Raw genomic sequence first — 17,246 nt, forward strand, 5'->3', positions numbered from 1 at the left:
TTGTATAATTAACGTGTTTCTATGGAAACATTTTCTTGCGCTATTTCTATAGGATTTAATAGAACAAGGAAGGAAATACATACATGTATATAATAGACAAATAGAATGGAACATGTATAGAGAAAAAGGAGAGAAAAGATGGCGTGTCAAAGACAAGGGTTACAATTTAATAACGATAGAAAGAGGGACAGAAGATGAAAATGAAGCATGCTTTTGGTCCTATAATTTTAGCGTGTGTGCTTTTTTTCATTATCATTCTAATCCCATCGAAAAGTTTAGTATCGCTTATTAGTGATAAGAAGGTAGAAGATGCGGCTACTTCTTTACAAAAAGAGAAATTACAAAGTGTTTTTTTACAGCAAAAAATGTTAGAGAATTCACAGTATTTACCGATGTACGGTTCATCAGAATTTTTACGAATGGATGCATATCATCCGTCTAATTATTTCAAAGTAAATCCAGCTGGTTTTACACCGTTTTTAATTGGAACTGGCGGTACACAAAGCTTAGCTCATATTTTAAATATGACATCTACTATGGATGAATTAGAAGGTAAAAAAGTAGTCTTTGTTCTTTCACCACAATGGTTTACAAAGACTGGTGTATCACAAGGGGATTTCACTAATAATTTCTCCAAACAACAAGCATATCATTTTATTTTTAATGATGAGATAAATCCAGAAATGAAGAAGCAAATCGCGAAACGGCTATTAGATTATAAAGTTGTTCAAGAAGATGATATATTAAAAAATTCATTAGAAGGTATTGTATATAATGATACGAAACATAACATAAAAGCAGGTTTAGTTAAACCACTTGCTTATATGTATCGAAATATTTTAGATCATAGAGATTTATTTAACTCTTTATTTAAAATCGAACCGATGAAAGAGAAAACCAATAGCGGGCTTCGTTCAATTTCTTGGGAAGACGCACGTAAACACGCAGAACAAGAAGGGAAAGCTGAGTCTACTACAAATACATTCGGAATTGAAAATCCGTATTATCATAAGAATAATCTGAAGAAAAAACTAAAAGGTTTAAAAAACTTTAGAGCAAATGAAACATATGATGAATCACCAGAATATGATGATTTACAAATTATTTTAGATTTATTTAAAGAGAAAAATGTCAAACCACTCTTTATTTCTGTACCTGTAAATGGGCCTTGGTATGATTATACTGGCTTCCCGAAAGAACGCCGTGAAGTGTATTATAATAAAGTTCGAGAACAGGTTGAGAAAGCAGGATATCCAGTAGTTGATTTCTCTGGTCATGAATATGATAAGTATTTCTTAAAAGATACGATTCATTTAGGCTGGAAAGGTTGGATTTATTTTGATGAAGCAGTGCAGAAATTTTATTCTGAGAAATAAAGTATAGAAATCGGAATGGCTATGAGCCGTTCCGATTTTTTTAGTATAGAGGATTTTGGTGAGGACAATTTGGGAATGCATGTATATCTTGAACCTGTCTATAATCATAATGTTTCATTGCGAACTGGGCTTGATAAAGGTATTCATACACATATAATTGCCCATCATGCGCTGAACATAATACACCTGAAGTTCCTTGCCCATTTATGAAGGAAATACCGATAGGGCGTCCGATTAAGTATGGTATTTTTTGCTGCCAATGCATAGGGGAATCACTCCTTTTTGAGATAATATACGAAAGGAATGATCGAATGGTTGCTTATCCATGTAAATGTAGATGGAAAGGTGTTATATAATTCCTGGAGATTAATTCATATATAAATAGAAAACCGCTATAATTCCGAATGAATTTATAGCGGTTTTTATTATATTCTTAAGCAAGATTTTTGCGCTTTTTTGTCCATTTTTTTATAACGAAGTATAAAAGTATAAGTACGACGCCACCAATTGCAAATGATTTCACATACGGACCAGCAATATCGTTTATATTCTCCCAGTTTTCGCCTAGTTTTTCACCTAGATAAATGAAAATGATGGACCAAGGGATGATTGCGAGTGCTGTTAATGTAGTGAAACGTAGTAAAGGCATTTTTGTAATACCAGCAGGAATTGAAATCGCATGACGCACTACTGGAATGAAGCGTGCTGTAAAAATGACGCCAGTTCCGTAACGATTAAACCAATCTTCTGCAGCATCTATTTGTTTTTTATGTATGAAAATATATTTTCCATAACGTTCTAATATAGGTCGTCCGCCGTATCGTCCAAGCCAATAAATAAAGATTTGGGCAATAACACCGCCAATTGTACCGAATACAACAGCACCTATAAATGAGATACTTCCATTGAATACTAAGTATCCTGCATAAGCAAGGACAATTTCACTTGGGATAATCTCAATCATAAGTCCAAGCATAATGCCCCAATAACCTAATCCTTCAAAAAACGTTAATACTGAATGAATAAAACTACTTAACATTGTTGCACCTTCTAGTTTATGAATTTTTGAGTATAAGAACCATTTATTTAATGACATAAAAGGTTCACTATATGTAGATTATACCTTATTTACATAGGGGATTGCTATTTCAATTCTTTTATGTCTCTTATAAGTATTATAGTAAAGGATATAAGCCGCGTTTTCATGAAGGGTTAATGAAAAGGTTATTAAAAATTTCTCATAAAAAAATAGAAGCATTTCTGCTCCTATTTTTTTAAGGCTTCACATCTAAGTTCTGTAAAAATAAAGTTGCTGTTACGTAACGTTTTGCTAACATTTGTACATATGCGGTATGTACAGAAAGGGTCGCAATAATAATAGCGTTACGAATTGCTTCGCGTTGTTCGTTATTAATTTGATCGAACTTGCTTGCGATTTTATCAGCTTTTTCTTTTACGATGTTTTCAATTGTATGAACGGTATCTGTTGCATTTAATTGTAAGCAATTCCCTTGATTGAGTTCTTCAAATAGAGAAGAGTATGCTACATATAAATGAACAGGATTGATTAAATCATCACTTCGATCGGCTGGGTCATTTACAATAAGGCGTAATAGCTTACGAATGGATTCAAAATCAAGTGCTGTTTTTAAATCTTCGACAATAAATAGTAAGGCTGCTTGTTCAATTGAATATTTTTTCCCTTTTTGAGGAGAGCCAATCATTTCTTTTATATCTCGTTTCACCCAGTTTTGCATAGCAGTTACAGAGAAACTTGTGTTTTCAATCTGATTGCCAAGCGCAACTATTTCATTTAAAGAAAAACCGACATCAGTATCGTCAATTTTAATCAGCTTTTCAAAAATAGGTGAAAGTGCGGTAGTAATAAAAGCTGTAACGCTTTGTCCGCTTTCAATATCTTTTTTATGTGACTTTGCCCAAGCTTCTTGTAAAATACCGAGAGGCTTTTTCGTATTCCATCCTCTTAGTGATAGAAGAAGGGTGGCCATTTCGTTTCGTGTGAGATGAAATGTTTCCATCTTTTCACCTCCAAAATAATAAAAAGTTCTTATGAACTTATAATATGTTTTGTTTCATTTAAAGTCAATTCTGTTTTGCTTAATTTTTCCTTTGTCACCAAACTGTTGAAAGTAAATAATACTTGCATATTTCGACAAAAGTTCATATAATAAGTTCATAAGAACCTTTAAAATGTTCTTAAAAACAAATCTATCATTCTGAATTTACTAGAAAGATAGATTTCACATATATCTATATAAAAGGAGAATGGATATAATATGTTGAAAAAACTTGTAGCAGTAATGACAGCATTCATGGTTATCTTTGGGGCTAGCAGCTTTATGTTCGTAGATCATGCAGCAGCGAAAAGTTACAAATCTGGTAAAAAATCATTTACACCAAGTTCAGGTCAAAAGTCAAAAGTTGATTTAAACAAAAAAGACTCAAATGTAAATTCTCAAAAAACGACTCCAGATTCAAAAACGAAAGCAACAAACACAGCACCAAAAAGTAATAAAGGAAGCTTTATGAAAGGTTTATTACTAGGTGGTCTTGGTGGTTTACTAATGGGTAGCTTATTTGCAAATATGGGAGCTCTTGGTTCTGTATTAGCATTTATGGTAAATATGTTAGTAATGGCTGGTATCGTAATGTTAGCAGTTCGTGCATTTAAATACTTCAAAGACCAACGTAAAAAGAAGGCAGATGAAGTAGCATGGAAACAATAAAAATTTCTGAACAAGAATTAATAAATGCGCTTTGCGTATATATAGCTGAAAAAAGACAAGTGGGTCCAGAAGAAGTGTTAGTTGAACTCATGTATGACGATGACTACGGTTTCTCTGCGGAAGTAGAGGTAAATGGTCGCCAGCAAATTTTAATTCAAGCAAACTTAATCGAAGCATTACGCTTATTGCTTGACAGAGAATATAATGTCAATTCATTCGCAGCGAGATTACAACTTGAATTAGATGATGAAGAAGGTATTTACGCATTAGCGAAATTTAATAGTGATGAACAATAAGACTGTTAGGGCTTTATGCTCTAGCAGTTTTTTATTTTAATTTCTATTTTTAGTATGTTTCCTATTTTAGGATAAAATTCAATTTTTAATAAACTGATGAATTGGTAAAAATATGTTATTCTTATTAAGAATGTTTTATATTAATAGGAGGATATTATGAAAAAGAAATTATTAGCAACAATTGCTGCGGTATGTTTATCTTTAACTGCTTGTAATTCAACAGAAGAAACAAAGAATGTAAAGGCGAAAGAGAAAACGGAGAAGAGTGTAGAACAAAAAACTGACACAGCAAATCAAAAAGTTAAGGAAGTAAAATCAGCAAGTACAGTAGAACAGTTATCACAAGACCATAATGTGTCAATAGAAGGAGATGGTAAAAATTCATCAGATTTCTTTGAGTTGAAATCTGGTTTTGTAATTGCTGATGTAGAACATACAGGGAAAAGTAATGCAATCCTTCATTTGAAAGATGAACAGGGAAATGATGCGGGAACACTTTCTAACTTTATTGGAAATGGTAAACAAAAAAAATTAGTTGTTATAAAAGAGAGTGGAAAGTATTTCATTGATGCACTAGCAGACGGACACTGGAATGCTAATATGTCTCAATCTATTCCGATGGATAAAGTAGTGACGACTCCAGGGGTAGCAAGTGGGCATGGTAGTGATGTTATATTTGTAAAATTAGAAAAAGGTTTAAAAGAATTTCATGGGGTACATAATAATGGGAAAAGTAATTTTATCGTTCATCTAAATGATAACACTTTATTTAACGAAATCGGAAACGCTGATACTACAAAAAAAATGCCTGTAAAAGAAAACGGTATACATATATTCACTATTCAAGCTGATGGTGATTGGACAATTGAAGTGAAATAATTTGAAAAGCTCTCCTTATGTTTTTGATAAGGGGAGCTTTTTGACAAATAAGTCTTATTAAATAATTTCTTGTTGTTTATAGAAATCTTTATCATTTGTTTGGAATTTATGCCATAAATCATTCATCTTTCGTCTACCGATATCTACCATCGGATTAAACTGAATTGCAGCTTTCTGACGAACAGAGTGAACGTTTTGAATGGCGTGATATAATTGTTGGTCGACTATATCATGTTGTTCACCTGCATATTTAGCAATAGATAGACCTGCAACAGTTCCTTGCGCCATCGCAATTTTTCCGCTTTCAATGCCTGTAATATTGCCAGCTACAAATAAACCAGGAAGAGGGGTTTCCATTGTTTCGGAATGGAGAGGAACGTGTCCACCTAATTCTGAAATGTAATGGAAGGGACAACCAGCTACAGCTGCAAGTTCGGCAAGTGGGTATAATCCCCCAGCAATACAAACAAAATCTGCTTCATATATTTTCTCTGATCCATTAATAACATTTCCTTTAGAGTCAATATTAGCAATGCGTACACCTTCAACTTGATCTGTTCCGATAATTTCAAGAGCTGCTTTCCGAAGGTGAAGTGGCGTTCCGTTTATTTTCATTCCGCTGTTTGGATAGAATGTTAATCCAGCTTTTCGAATCCAATCATATTTCATAAAGTGGCTACCTATTCGTAAAATAGCAGAAGGAGCGAGATGTGCTGCATTTAAAAGAGAGTTTAAAACTTCTTCAGGTTCACCAGCTTTTTGACTTAACTCGCTTTTTTCAGGGAGTACAATATGATCTACTTTAATTCCCGCTAATTGCAATTCACTTAAAATGGCGAAAGACAAAATGTTAGCACCAATAATGATTCCTTTTTTTCCAACTTGCACGCGATGAACATTTGTCATAACTTGAGCTGCTCCAATTGACATCACTCCTGGAAGTGTCCAGCCTGGAAGGGGAATAGAATATTCCGCAGCACCAGTAGCAAGTAGTACGAAAGGTGCTTCTAACGTACCGATATTAGTATGTACAAACCAATTGTTTTCATCTTTATCTAAATTATAGACCGAAACACCGCACCTGATATGTACTGAAAGTGATTCTGCTTCTTCATGAAGTCGCTTCGATTCCTCTATTCCGTTCCACCATTCTCCAGTAGGCTCTTGATGCAACTGCCCTAACAATCTCCCACCCGGCTTCATAAATTCATCAATAACGAGCACTTTTAGTCCGAAACGAGCACAAGAGATAGAAGCAGATAATCCCGCTGGTCCTGCACCAATGATAATTACATCACTCATCGTTTTTTCACCATCTCTCTCACGATATTCGGATGCTGTTTCCCGCTTTCAACAACCATGTTTTCTTCTACAACAGTTAAGCATGCGCGTACATTTGTTTGAGTATTTACTGTCACGCGGCATTCAGAACAGTGCCCAATATTACAATAAATACCTCGCGGTGTCCCGCTATCTTCATGAACTCTTAATGTCCGTATTTCATTTGCTAACAGGGCAGCAGCTATCGTTTCATGTTCATATGCTTCGTATTGATGACCGTTAAATTGAAAAGTAATACGCTCACTACTTTGTAAAGTACCTAAAATAGGGTGATGTGTAATTCTACTCATTTACTTTCACCTACCGATCCAAAAGTAACTGCACGTATTGGTGGTTGATATTTTAACGGTAGTTCATTAAGAGTTACGTCAGGATTCGCATTTTCAATCATTCGATCTATCATTATTCTGCATGTACGACCACCGCAAAATCCCATGCCAGCACGTGTTCTTAGTTTTAATTCTCTTGCCGAGCAGTTATATTCAGCAATTGTCGATTGAAGTTGTCCGTATGTAACCTCTTCACAACGACAAACGATTAAGTTGTTTTTATTGGTCATGTGTATTCCTCCTCTAGTTCGGTTTGCACAAATTATATATGCAAAAATCATGCCAATATAGAGGGAGGAGAGAGAGCTACCTGTAAACGCCTAATCGGTGCATACTGCTTCTTTATTGAAGTCCAAGTTTTTTTAAACGGTTATATAAAGTAGCCCTTGTTACGCCAAGTTGTTTTGCACATTCTAATTTATTCCCATTTAAAATTCGTAAAGCCCTTTCAATAACTTTTTTCTCATGCTCATCCATCTCTTCTTGTAAAGAAAGGATTGTATTATTGTTGCTGAGTAATAGGGAATGAGCTGTATGATTGTCTAAATTTTCGGTTGTATGAAATGGTAAATATTCTTGTTTTATAATTCCGTCTGTCGCAAATACCACAAGTCGTTCAACAACGTTTCGAAGTTCGCGAATATTACCTGGCCAATTGTAATGAAGCAGTTCATGCATAATGCTTGAAGGTAAGTCACGAATTGGTCTGTTATAGTTGATTGAAAAATCGTTTAAGAATGAGTATGTGAGTTCGATAATATCCTCTCGTCTTTCACGCAGCGGTGGAATATGCAGGCTAACTACATTTAAACGATAATATAAATCTTCTCGGAAAGTTCCTTTTCTCATTTCTTCTTGTAAATCCCGATTTGTAGCAGCGATAATGCGGAAATCAATATTAATTTCTTTTTCTCCGCCAACTCGGTAATACTTTCGTTCTTGTAGTACACGTAACAGTTTTACTTGCATATCGAGCGGCATTTCGCCAATCTCATCGAGGAATAAAGTACCGCCTTGTGCGAGTTCAATTTTACCTTTTTTCCCTTTACTATTAGCTCCAGAAAACGCCCCACGCTCGTAACCGAATAATTCACTTTCAAATAACGCTTCTGGAATTGCCCCGCAGTTAATCGAAATAAAAGGTGCCTTCGCTGCTTCACTTGCTTCATGAATTGCTTTCGCAAATACTTCTTTTCCAACTCCGCTTTCCCCAAGTATTAAAACAGTTGATTTCACCGAACAAACTTTTCTAGCTAATTGTATCGTTCTTTGTATAACAGGACTTTTTCCATTCATCGCAAGGAAAGGATCAGATTCATCTTTATACTTTGCCACTTCTTGTTCTAAACGGTGCATTTCATGTGACATATTAAATAGTTTTTCATTTAAAGCGACTTGATTTGTAACATCTGTTTCTGAAACGACTGCTCCTATAATTTCATCATTACAATAAACTGGATTTGAATTAATTAATACGAATAAATCGGGACGAGGCTGATGGAACTGAGCGACTATGCTTTTTCCATCATGTAAAGATTGTAAAATTTCCAAGTCTTTATAATCAAAAAAACGAGTAATCGGTTGCCCAATAATTTCATTATGGTTGACTGAAAATATTTTTTCAGCACCATCTGTCCAAGTTCGAACGCATTCTTTACTATCAATGACTGTAACAGAAGAGTCAGTTGTTTGTATTACGGTGTCATAAAATGCCTGTAGCTGATTGTAGGACTTATAAAGAAATGGAATCATTTGCTGAGAAGTTATACAGCATATCGGCTCATCGTTTTCGTTAAGGATGATAACAGCTAATTCATAAGAAAAAGCGTCAATTAGTGCAGTGAATGAGTCATCTACATAAATAATGGCGCAATTATATTCATCTGTAGTAGAAGGGAGATAATAAAACCTTTCGTTTACTTGCTTAATGTGATTAAGGCTACATGTATGATCGATTAAAACACGTTCAAAAAACTCTTGTATAGTCGGAAATGAAAATGCCATAATGCCCTCCTGTTATGTATAAAAATTTTGACAGTGATAAAAAAATAATACACCTATTTACTGTAAATTTAAATTATTTTTACAAATAAAAATATTGTTTATGGAAATTGTATATATGAAGAATTGGCACGTCAATTGCATAAAAGAAAGTGAGAGGTTTAGGGAAAGGAGGAGTATAGTGTGAGGCACTGCGACGTTTTAATTATAGGTGGTGGAATAATAGGGTGTTCTATCGCTTATTACACTTCAAAATACGGAAGAGACGTAACAATCATTGAAAAAGGAGAATTTGTCAGCGGGACGTCTTCACGGTGTGATGGGAATATTTTGGCCATTGATAAAGACCCAGGGTTTGATAGTCAAATGTCTTTAGTAAGTCAAAAATTAGTAACTGATTTAAGTGAAGAATTAGAGTATTCATTTGAATATAGGGCACCAGGAAGTATTCTCGTATGTGAGTCAGACGAAGAGATGGAGGCTGCACAGCAATGGGTAAATCGGCAAAAAAAAGCTGGATTACCGTTTCGAATGCTTGATAGGCAAGATATAAGAGAAGAGTCGCCTTTTTTTGCTGATGATTTATTAGGCGGTTTAGAATGTGCGACGGATTCAACTGTGAATCCATATCTCCTTGCTTTCTCGCTTCTGTCAGAGGCACAAAAGTTTGGCGCAAAAGCCTTTAAGCAGACCGAAGTAAAGAGTATGAAAATAGAGACGAATGGTTCATTTGTTGTAGAAACTACGAATGGTACTTTTACAGCAAAACAAGTTGTAAATGCAGCCGGTGTGTGGGCTCCTAAGATTGGTCAGATGTTAAATGTAAATATACCAATTGAACCGAGAAAAGGGCATATTATAGTAGCATCAAGGCAACAACATGTAGGATGCCGTAAAGTAATGGAATTCGGTTATTTAATTTCTAAATTTGGCGGAAAAAGAAAAGTAGATGTTTTAACTGAAAAATACGGGGTTGCGCTCGTATTTGAGCCTACTGAAAGTCAAAATTTCTTAATTGGAAGTAGTCGTGAATTTGTAGGGTTTCATACGAGAATAAACAATGAAGTCATTAAATGTATCGCAAATAGAGCGATTCGCTTTTATCCGAAAATGGCAGATATGATGGTAATTCGTTCTTACGCTGGTTTACGTCCGTGGACAGAAGATCATTTGCCGATTATTTCACGAGTGGAACATATTCCGAATTATTTCATTGCCGCTGGACATGAAGGGGATGGGATTAGTCTTGCAGCAGTTACTGGGAAAGTAATTGAAGAGTTATTAAATGAAAAAGAGACAATTATTCCTATTGAACCACTTCGTTTGAGTCGTTTTACAGAAAGGGTGTTAAACGGATGAGGTCACAAAGAGTCTTTACGACTATTGATACACATACGGGCGGGAATCCAACGAGGACATTAATTAGCGGACTTCCAAAGTTGATTGGAGAGACGATGGCAGAGAAGATGTTACATATGAAAAAGGAATATGATTGGATTCGAAAATTGTTAATGAATGAACCGCGTGGTCATGATGTAATGTCAGGGGCATTATTAACAGACCCATGTCATCCTGAGGCTGATATAGGTGTTATATACATAGAGACAGGTGGATACTTACCGATGTGCGGTCACGATACAATCGGTGTATGTACAGCGTTAGTTGAATCAGGTTTAATTCCAGTAGTTGAACCGATTACTTCTTTAAAACTAGATACCCCGGCTGGCTTAGTGGAAGTAGATATTGCTGTTCAAGATGGAAAAGCAAAAGAGGTATCTTTCTGTAACATACCAGCTTTTTTATTGAAAAATATTACTGTACACGTCAAAGACATTGGAACTGTAGAGGCTGATATTGCGTATGGAGGGAATTTTTATGCCATTATTGATGCGAAGTCAGTAGGCCTAGAATTAGTACCAGAAAATGCATCTACAATCATCGATAAGGCGATTCATATAAGAAACACAATTAATGAGAAGTTTGAAATCATTCATCCAGAGTATTCGTTTATTAGAGGATTAACACATGTTGAATTTTATACAGATGCTACTCATGAATGTGCGCATGTGAAAAATACAGTTGTTGTACCACCAGGCGGAATAGATCGATCCCCATGCGGTACAGGAACATCTGCGAAGCTAGCTGTATTATACGCTCAGAAAGAAATCAAAATTGGTGAAGAGTTCATTCATGAGAGTATCGTTGGTTCTTTATTTAAAGGATATGTCGTGAATACGACACATGTTGAAAATATTGAAGCTGTCATAACGAAAATTACGGGATCAGCTTGGCTTATGGGTATGCATAAATTTTTTTACAATGAAATGGATCCACTCAAAGAAGGATTTTTGCTAATTCCGCCGATGGAACATGAAACGGAGGATATAAAATGAACATTCAAAAAATGTATACAGCAGTAGACGTACATGTAAATGGCGAGGCATTTCGTGTAATGAAAGACGTACCATGCAAATACTACTACAGTTTGGAGCAATTAAATGAACAATTTTCAGGTGAATTAGCAGAAGAGATGAAGCTTTTATTAAATGAACCACGTGGTTTTATCGGTTTGAATGGGTGTATTGTCGTTCCATCTATCCATAATGAAGTGGATGCAGCTGTATTATTTTTTAATCATGAAGGTTCGATTCCGCTTCATTATGGGGGCATTGTTGCGGTAATAACGATGTTACTCGAAAGTGGGTATTTAAAAAAGAGAGAGTCCAATCAATACAAAATTGAAACGTTATCTGGAATATTTTTAGTTCATGCGTATGTAGAGAATGATGAAGTTATATCTGTTTCGTTTGAAAGCAAACTTTGCTATTTGATTGAGGAAAATTTACAGGTTGGTAATGTAAGTTATTCTCTCATACAAGCAGATAAAGTATATGCAGTTGTAGAAAAAGGTGCGTATTCGCCAGAAATTCGTGTTGAAAACATTTCAGAATTGAAAAGATGGGGAGAAGCTACACTGCAGGCTATACAAAAACAGTCGCTAATAAAAAGGCTTATTTTAGTAGATCCTTCGCAAAAAGAAAAGAACCATATAAAGTCGATTACATTTCATGAAGATAACTTTATCGTACGTTCGCCAGGTTTTGTTTCTACTATCGTTTCCTATGTTCATGCATTATTTAAAAATGATTATATGGCGGATAAACCTTTTAAAAATGAAAGTATATTTAATAGTTTTATAACTGTGGAAAAAGTGAAGAAGGAGGAACTAGGATACATTTTCCGTTTTGAAAGTAGAGGATTTATTACAGGGATGCAGACGTTTCTATTAGACCCTACGGATCCGTTTCCGGCAGGATTCTTATTAAAATAAAATGTGATAGGGAGAGATAAATATGCAAAAAATTAAAGGGGCATTTCCAGTATTAATAACACCGATGGATGAATTTCAGGAAATTAATTGGGATGGGGTAAAACAAAATGTAAATTACTTTATCGAACAAAAGGTTGCAGGTATTATCATTAATGGAAGTACAGGAGAGTTTGTAAGTTTATCAAAAGAAGAACGATTTAAAATGGTAGAAACTGTGTTGAAAGAAATTGATGGCCGTATTCCAGTCATTGTTGGAACTGCAGCAGAGACCACAAAAGAAACAATTGAATATACGAAACATGCAGAAGCGCACGGAGCGGATTGTACATTAATTATAAACTCTTACTATTGTAAACCGAAGGAAGAGGAGATTTATTTTCATTTTAAAGAAATCTCAAACTCTGTAAATATACCAATTATGCTATACAATAACCCATTTACTTCTGGTGTCGATATGAGTACAGAGCTAATGCTCCGTATTGGAAAAGAGTGTGAAAATGTTACGCATATTAAAGAATCTAGCGGAGATATTCGAAAAGCGAGAGATTTAGTAAGACAAAGTGAAGGGGCTTTCCAAGTCTTCTGTGGTTCTGAAGATTTAGTTATGGAATCATATTTAGTTGGTGCTTCGGGATGGGTTTCAGTAGCAGGAAATATCGTTCCCGGTCTCGTTACAAAAATGTATGAGCATTTTCAAAATGGTGAATTAGAAAAGGCGTGGGAAATAAACGATGCTATTTTACCACTTTGCGAGTTTCTTGAAGGATCAGGGAAATATGTTCAAATCGTTAAACGTTCCATGGAATTACATGGGCAAGCGGGAGGACCTTCTCGCTATCCAAGACTAGGATTAACTGTTGACGAAGATCAAAAGCTTCAAACGATTTTATCAAATATTGCAGCTCATGCAGCTGTTTAAATAAGGAGGAGAACATAATGTTAAAGACAAATATTGAGCTGAAACCAAAAGTGGAAGCGTTTTTAAATGAAGAAATTAAAATGTTTATTAATGGCGAATTTGTTTCTGCTATTGGCGGAAAGACGTTTGAAACATACAATCCAGCAACAGAAGATGTTCTAGCAGTCGTATGTGAAGCGCAAGAAGAGGATATTGATGCTGCAGTAAAAGCAGCAAGATCTGCATTTAAATCTGGTCCGTGGGCAGAAATGACTACTGCTGAAAGAGCGCATCTTATTTATAAGTTAGCAGATTTAATTGAAGAACATAGAGAAGAATTAGCGCAACTAGAAGCTTTAGATAATGGAAAGCCATATCAAGTAGCACTTGATGATGATATTTCAGCGACTGTAGAAAATTATCGTTATTACGCAGGATGGGCTACAAAAATTATTGGGCAAACAATCCCAATTTCAAAAGATTACTTAAATTACACGAGACATGAACCTGTAGGTGTTGTAGGTCAGATTATTCCGTGGAACTTTCCGCTCGTTATGTCTTCTTGGAAAATGGGAGCTGCACTGGCGACAGGTTGTACGATCGTATTAAAACCAGCAGAGCAAACACCTTTATCCTTACTATATACAGCAAAACTCTTTAAAGAGGCTGGATTTCCAAACGGTGTTGTAAACTTTGTACCAGGCTTTGGTCCTGAAGCAGGAGCAGCAATTGTAAATCATCATGACATTGATAAAGTTGCTTTTACAGGATCTACTGTTACAGGAAAGTATATTATGCGTCAGTCTGCAGAAATGATTAAGCATGTAACGTTAGAGCTTGGCGGCAAATCACCAAACATCATTTTAGAAGATGCGGACTTGGAAGAAGCAATTAATGGTGCATTCCAAGGTATTATGTATAATCATGGTCAAAATTGTAGCGCAGGATCACGTGTATTTGTTCATCGTAAACATTATGAAACTGTAGTAGATGCACTTGTGAAAATGGCGAACAACGTAAAACTTGGAGCAGGTATGGAGAAAGGAACGGAAATGGGTCCACTCGTATCTAAGAAACAACAAGAGCGTGTGTTACATTACATTGAGCAAGGGAAGAAAGAAGGTGCTACAGTTGCGGCTGGTGGTGAACGTGCGCTTGAAAAAGGTTATTTCGTTAAACCAACTGTATTCACAGATGTTACAGACGATATGACAATCGTTAAGGAAGAAATATTTGGACCAGTTGTTGTTGTACTTCCATTTGATTCGACAGAAGAAGTAATTGAACGAGCGAACAACTCATCCTATGGCCTTGCTGCGGGTGTATGGACGCAAAATATCAAAACGGGTCATCAAGTGGCAAATAAATTAAAAGCAGGAACAGTGTGGATTAATGATTATAACTTAGAAAATGCAGCTGCACCATTTGGTGGATACAAACAATCTGGTATTGGCCGCGAATTAGGTTCATATGCGCTTGATAATTATACAGAAGTGAAAAGTGTTTGGGTAAATATAAAGTAATAGGGTGTTTTACTGACAAAAATTGAGGGATGAAATAATGAAAGATGCGGACAACTAGAAAGTTTGATAATAGTTGTCCGTTTTCTTATATACAAAATTGCTTTTCAAAAGAATGATAAGGGGGATTTGGATGGAGAATTTAGTAGAATGGTTAGTAAGGCAAGTGTGGAGTATCGGTTTAGTTGTTTTTGCATTAGGGGCAGGCGTATATTTCACGATTGCAACACGTTTTTTGCAAATTCGTTATTTTAAAGAGATGATTAAACTATTATTTGAAGGAAAGAGTTCCGAGACGGGAATATCATCTTTTCAGGCATTTTGTTTAGCCTTATCAGGAAGAGTTGGAATTGGTAATATTGCAGGGGTAGCGACAGCGATCGCTTTCGGCGGGCCTGGAGCTGTATTTTGGATGTGGGTAATGGCTTTGTTAGGGGCAGCGAGTGCGTTTGTTGAATCAACATTATCTCAAGTATACAAAAGTAAAGTAGGGAATGAATATCGCGGCGGTACTCCATATTTCATTGAGAAAGGTTTAAAAATGAAATGGTTTGCAGTCATTGTAGCGGTAGTTGTAACACTTTCATATGGCATGTTATTACCAGGTATTCAATCTAGTAGTATCGCAGTTGGATTCGAAAACTCTAATGGTATTAACAAATATATAACTGGTATATTTTTAGTCGTGTTACTAGCGGCAATTATTTTTGGTGGTGTAAAGAGAATTGCTGGCGTTTCTCAAATGCTTGTTCCATTTATGGCAATTGGTTATGTAATTGTTACATGTATCATATTAATTGCGAATGTAACGGAGATCCCAAGTATGTTTGCTTTAATTTTCTCTAGCGCATTTGGTGTAAATGAAATGTTTGGTGGAATTGTTGGTGCAGCTATTGCATGGGGTGTAAAACGTGCTGTATTTTCAAACGTTGCTGGTGTCGGAGAAGCGACGTATAGTTCGGCTGCTGCTGAAGTATCGCATCCTGCAAAACAAGGATTAGTTCAAGCGTTTTCCGTATATATCGATACAATTGTCGTATGTACAGCGACAGCTCTTATGATATTAATTACAGGTATGTATAATGTTATACCTGAAGGGAAAAGCGCTATTGTAAAAAACATAGGAAATGTGGAAGCAGGTCCAATTTATACGCAACAAGCAGTTGAAACTGTGATGACAGGGTTTGGTCCAATATTTATTTCAATTGCAATTTTCTTTTTTGCATTTACAACGTTACTCGCTTATTACTATATCGCTGAAACGACACTTACTTATTTAGATCGTCAATTGAAGTATGGCTGGTTAAAACCAGTTTTAAAATTTGGATTTTTAATTATGGTTTACATCGGTAGTGTTGAATCAGCGTCGCTTTTATGGAATTTCGGAGATTTAGGAATCGGTAGTATGGCATGGTTAAACTTAATCGCGATTCTATTATTAAGTAAAATCGCATTAAAAGTGTTAAAAGACTATGAAACGCAGAAAAAAGAAGGGAAAGATCCAGTATTTAATCCTAAAAATGTGGGGATTGAAGGATTAACATTTTGGGAAGAAAGAAGTAAAGAGGTTGAAAGAAAAAGTTCTAGAGGAAAAGTTATTGTAGATGATAATTTAAAATTATAACGTAAATTAACTGAAAATTCTTAATTTAAAAGAAGGTATATTGCCTCCATTTCATCGCATACTACAATAGGTATGGATAATATGACTGGAGGGAATAAGATGGAACATGAGCAACATAGTTCGATAAATGATATTCTACATCATTATAAAGAAGGTATAGGTAGTTTTACAAATCAAATTCCTGAAATCGCTGAGACATATAATGCGTTCACGCAAGCTTGTTTTCAAGAGGGTGCTTTAACAAAAAGAGAAAAACAACTTATTGCATTAGGAATTAGTTTAGCAACGCAAGATGAGTATTGTACAATTTATCATACAAAAGGTTGTCTTGATCAAGGATGTTCGGATAAAGAGATTCTGGAAGCATGTGGTGTTTCAGCAGCATTTGCTGGCGGAGCTGCGATGAGTCAAGCGGTAACTTTAGTGCAAGAGTGTTTAACAGAACTGAAAAATCAAAAGCATTGAATAAAAAACGTTTTAAACTTTATGTTTAAAACGTTTTTTATGTGAAATTAAATTTGAGTATAAAAATTATCTAGGATGGGTTCAATTTTTATCGTTTTCAATTTGTATTCAATTTAATATTCTATATAAGTTGAATTTAAGCTTTACAATTGAACGCACAATCGATTAATCACTTTTTCAGGTGTGCGATTTAACTCCTGGATAAAAGCCTGTACATTTTTTTGAATCTCGTAGACCGATGAATAAAAAACGTTATGGATGACGTCAGATTTGAGCCATTTCCATAATCCTTCAATTAGATTTAAATCCGGGCTGTAGGGAGGTAAAAATACCAATTCTAAGCGATGCAGATGTCTACTTAAAAACGGTTGGATGAGCTTCGCATGATGAATACGCGCATTATCAAGAATTATGGCTATCTTCCCGTTGGGATAGCGTT

General features: G+C 35.3%; 19 protein-coding genes. 11 read left to right on the plus strand and 8 right to left on the minus strand.

From position 1 onward, the window contains the following. Positions 1-194: 194 nt before the first annotated feature. Positions 195-1,376 (plus strand): D-alanyl-lipoteichoic acid biosynthesis protein DltD, encoded by a 1,182-nt coding sequence (gene dltD, locus ATL10_RS24730; protein ID WP_000782302.1) that lies wholly within the window; start codon positions 195-197, stop codon positions 1,374-1,376. A 40-nt stretch (positions 1,377-1,416) separates the two neighbouring features. On the opposite strand, the gene ATL10_RS24735 is transcribed toward dltD, so the two are convergent. From ATL10_RS24735 to ATL10_RS24745, 3 genes are all read right to left on the minus strand, one after another. Next, positions 1,417-1,641, minus strand: coding sequence for a hypothetical protein (locus tag ATL10_RS24735; protein WP_000558692.1), 225 nt, complete (start codon positions 1,639-1,641; stop codon positions 1,417-1,419). A 168-nt stretch (positions 1,642-1,809) separates the two neighbouring features. Beyond that, positions 1,810-2,415, minus strand: a complete 606-nt coding sequence (uptA, locus tag ATL10_RS24740; RefSeq protein WP_000952913.1) for an undecaprenyl phosphate transporter UptA — start codon at positions 2,413-2,415, stop codon at positions 1,810-1,812. A gap of 235 nt (positions 2,416-2,650) precedes the next feature. Further along, positions 2,651-3,415, minus strand: coding sequence for a DUF1836 domain-containing protein (locus tag ATL10_RS24745; protein WP_000447231.1), 765 nt, complete (start codon positions 3,413-3,415; stop codon positions 2,651-2,653). A gap of 258 nt (positions 3,416-3,673) precedes the next feature. On the opposite strand from ATL10_RS24745, the gene ATL10_RS24750 reads away from it, so the two are divergent. The 3 genes from ATL10_RS24750 (at position 3,674) to ATL10_RS24760 (ending at position 5,298) form a co-directional block, all read left to right on the plus strand. Next, positions 3,674-4,123: a hypothetical protein gene (locus ATL10_RS24750; RefSeq protein WP_000914478.1), complete on the plus strand. Its 450-nt coding sequence runs from the start codon at positions 3,674-3,676 to the stop codon at positions 4,121-4,123. Then, positions 4,111-4,419 (plus strand): YxcD family protein, encoded by a 309-nt coding sequence (locus tag ATL10_RS24755; RefSeq protein ID WP_000447760.1) that lies wholly within the window; start codon positions 4,111-4,113, stop codon positions 4,417-4,419. The genes ATL10_RS24750 and ATL10_RS24755 overlap by 13 nt, the downstream gene beginning before the upstream one ends. A 156-nt stretch (positions 4,420-4,575) precedes the next feature. Further along, entirely contained in the window at positions 4,576-5,298 is a 723-nt protein-coding gene (locus tag ATL10_RS24760; protein WP_090977820.1) for a hypothetical protein, read from the plus strand. Positions 5,299-5,355: 57 nt separating this feature from the next. Here ATL10_RS24760 and ATL10_RS24765 read toward each other — a convergent pair whose 3' ends face one another. From ATL10_RS24765 to ATL10_RS24780, 4 genes are all read right to left on the minus strand, one after another. Further along, entirely contained in the window at positions 5,356-6,600 is a 1,245-nt protein-coding gene (locus ATL10_RS24765) for an NAD(P)/FAD-dependent oxidoreductase (protein WP_001286084.1), read from the minus strand. After that, complete coding sequence (locus tag ATL10_RS24770; protein WP_110497718.1) at positions 6,597-6,929, minus strand: (2Fe-2S)-binding protein; 333 nt, start codon at positions 6,927-6,929, stop codon at positions 6,597-6,599. The genes ATL10_RS24765 and ATL10_RS24770 overlap by 4 nt, the downstream gene beginning before the upstream one ends. Beyond that, positions 6,926-7,198: a (2Fe-2S)-binding protein gene (locus tag ATL10_RS24775; protein WP_000182619.1), complete on the minus strand. Its 273-nt coding sequence runs from the start codon at positions 7,196-7,198 to the stop codon at positions 6,926-6,928. The genes ATL10_RS24770 and ATL10_RS24775 overlap by 4 nt, the downstream gene beginning before the upstream one ends. A gap of 112 nt (positions 7,199-7,310) precedes the next feature. Continuing rightward, on the minus strand, positions 7,311-8,972 hold the full coding sequence (locus tag ATL10_RS24780; protein WP_090977822.1) for a sigma-54 interaction domain-containing protein: 1,662 nt from the start codon (positions 8,970-8,972) through the stop codon (positions 7,311-7,313). Positions 8,973-9,152: 180 nt separating this feature from the next. On the opposite strand from ATL10_RS24780, the gene ATL10_RS24785 reads away from it, so the two are divergent. From ATL10_RS24785 to ATL10_RS24815, 7 genes are all read left to right on the plus strand, one after another. After that, complete coding sequence (locus tag ATL10_RS24785) at positions 9,153-10,328, plus strand: NAD(P)/FAD-dependent oxidoreductase (protein WP_110497720.1); 1,176 nt, start codon at positions 9,153-9,155, stop codon at positions 10,326-10,328. Further along, positions 10,325-11,362: a proline racemase family protein gene (locus ATL10_RS24790; protein ID WP_001257537.1), complete on the plus strand. Its 1,038-nt coding sequence runs from the start codon at positions 10,325-10,327 to the stop codon at positions 11,360-11,362. Before ATL10_RS24785 ends, ATL10_RS24790 begins: the two co-directional genes overlap by 4 nt. Then, positions 11,359-12,300, plus strand: coding sequence for a proline racemase family protein (locus ATL10_RS24795; protein WP_001025560.1), 942 nt, complete (start codon positions 11,359-11,361; stop codon positions 12,298-12,300). The genes ATL10_RS24790 and ATL10_RS24795 overlap by 4 nt, the downstream gene beginning before the upstream one ends. A gap of 22 nt (positions 12,301-12,322) precedes the next feature. Next, a complete protein-coding gene (gene dapA, locus ATL10_RS24800) occupies positions 12,323-13,219 on the plus strand; it encodes a 4-hydroxy-tetrahydrodipicolinate synthase (RefSeq protein WP_086387401.1) in 897 nt (298 codons plus the stop codon). Positions 13,220-13,236: 17 nt separating this feature from the next. Continuing rightward, positions 13,237-14,721, plus strand: a complete 1,485-nt coding sequence (locus ATL10_RS24805; RefSeq protein WP_000920978.1) for an aldehyde dehydrogenase family protein — start codon at positions 13,237-13,239, stop codon at positions 14,719-14,721. Positions 14,722-14,851: 130 nt separating this feature from the next. Continuing rightward, entirely contained in the window at positions 14,852-16,342 is a 1,491-nt protein-coding gene (locus ATL10_RS24810) for an alanine/glycine:cation symporter family protein (protein WP_110497722.1), read from the plus strand. Positions 16,343-16,414: 72 nt separating this feature from the next. After that, the gene (locus ATL10_RS24815) at positions 16,415-16,807 is read left to right on the plus strand and encodes a carboxymuconolactone decarboxylase family protein (RefSeq protein ID WP_001999958.1); all 393 of its coding nucleotides are present in this window, start codon (positions 16,415-16,417) and stop codon (positions 16,805-16,807) included. A gap of 143 nt (positions 16,808-16,950) precedes the next feature. On the opposite strand, the gene ATL10_RS24820 is transcribed toward ATL10_RS24815, so the two are convergent. Next, a partial coding sequence (locus ATL10_RS24820; protein ID WP_142670000.1) for a transposase occupies positions 16,951-17,246 on the minus strand: 296 nt, incomplete at its 5' end.

The organism is Bacillus sp. 196mf (genome assembly GCF_003217275.1).
GTDB lineage: Bacteria > Bacillota > Bacilli > Bacillales > Bacillaceae_G > Bacillus_A > Bacillus_A thuringiensis_S.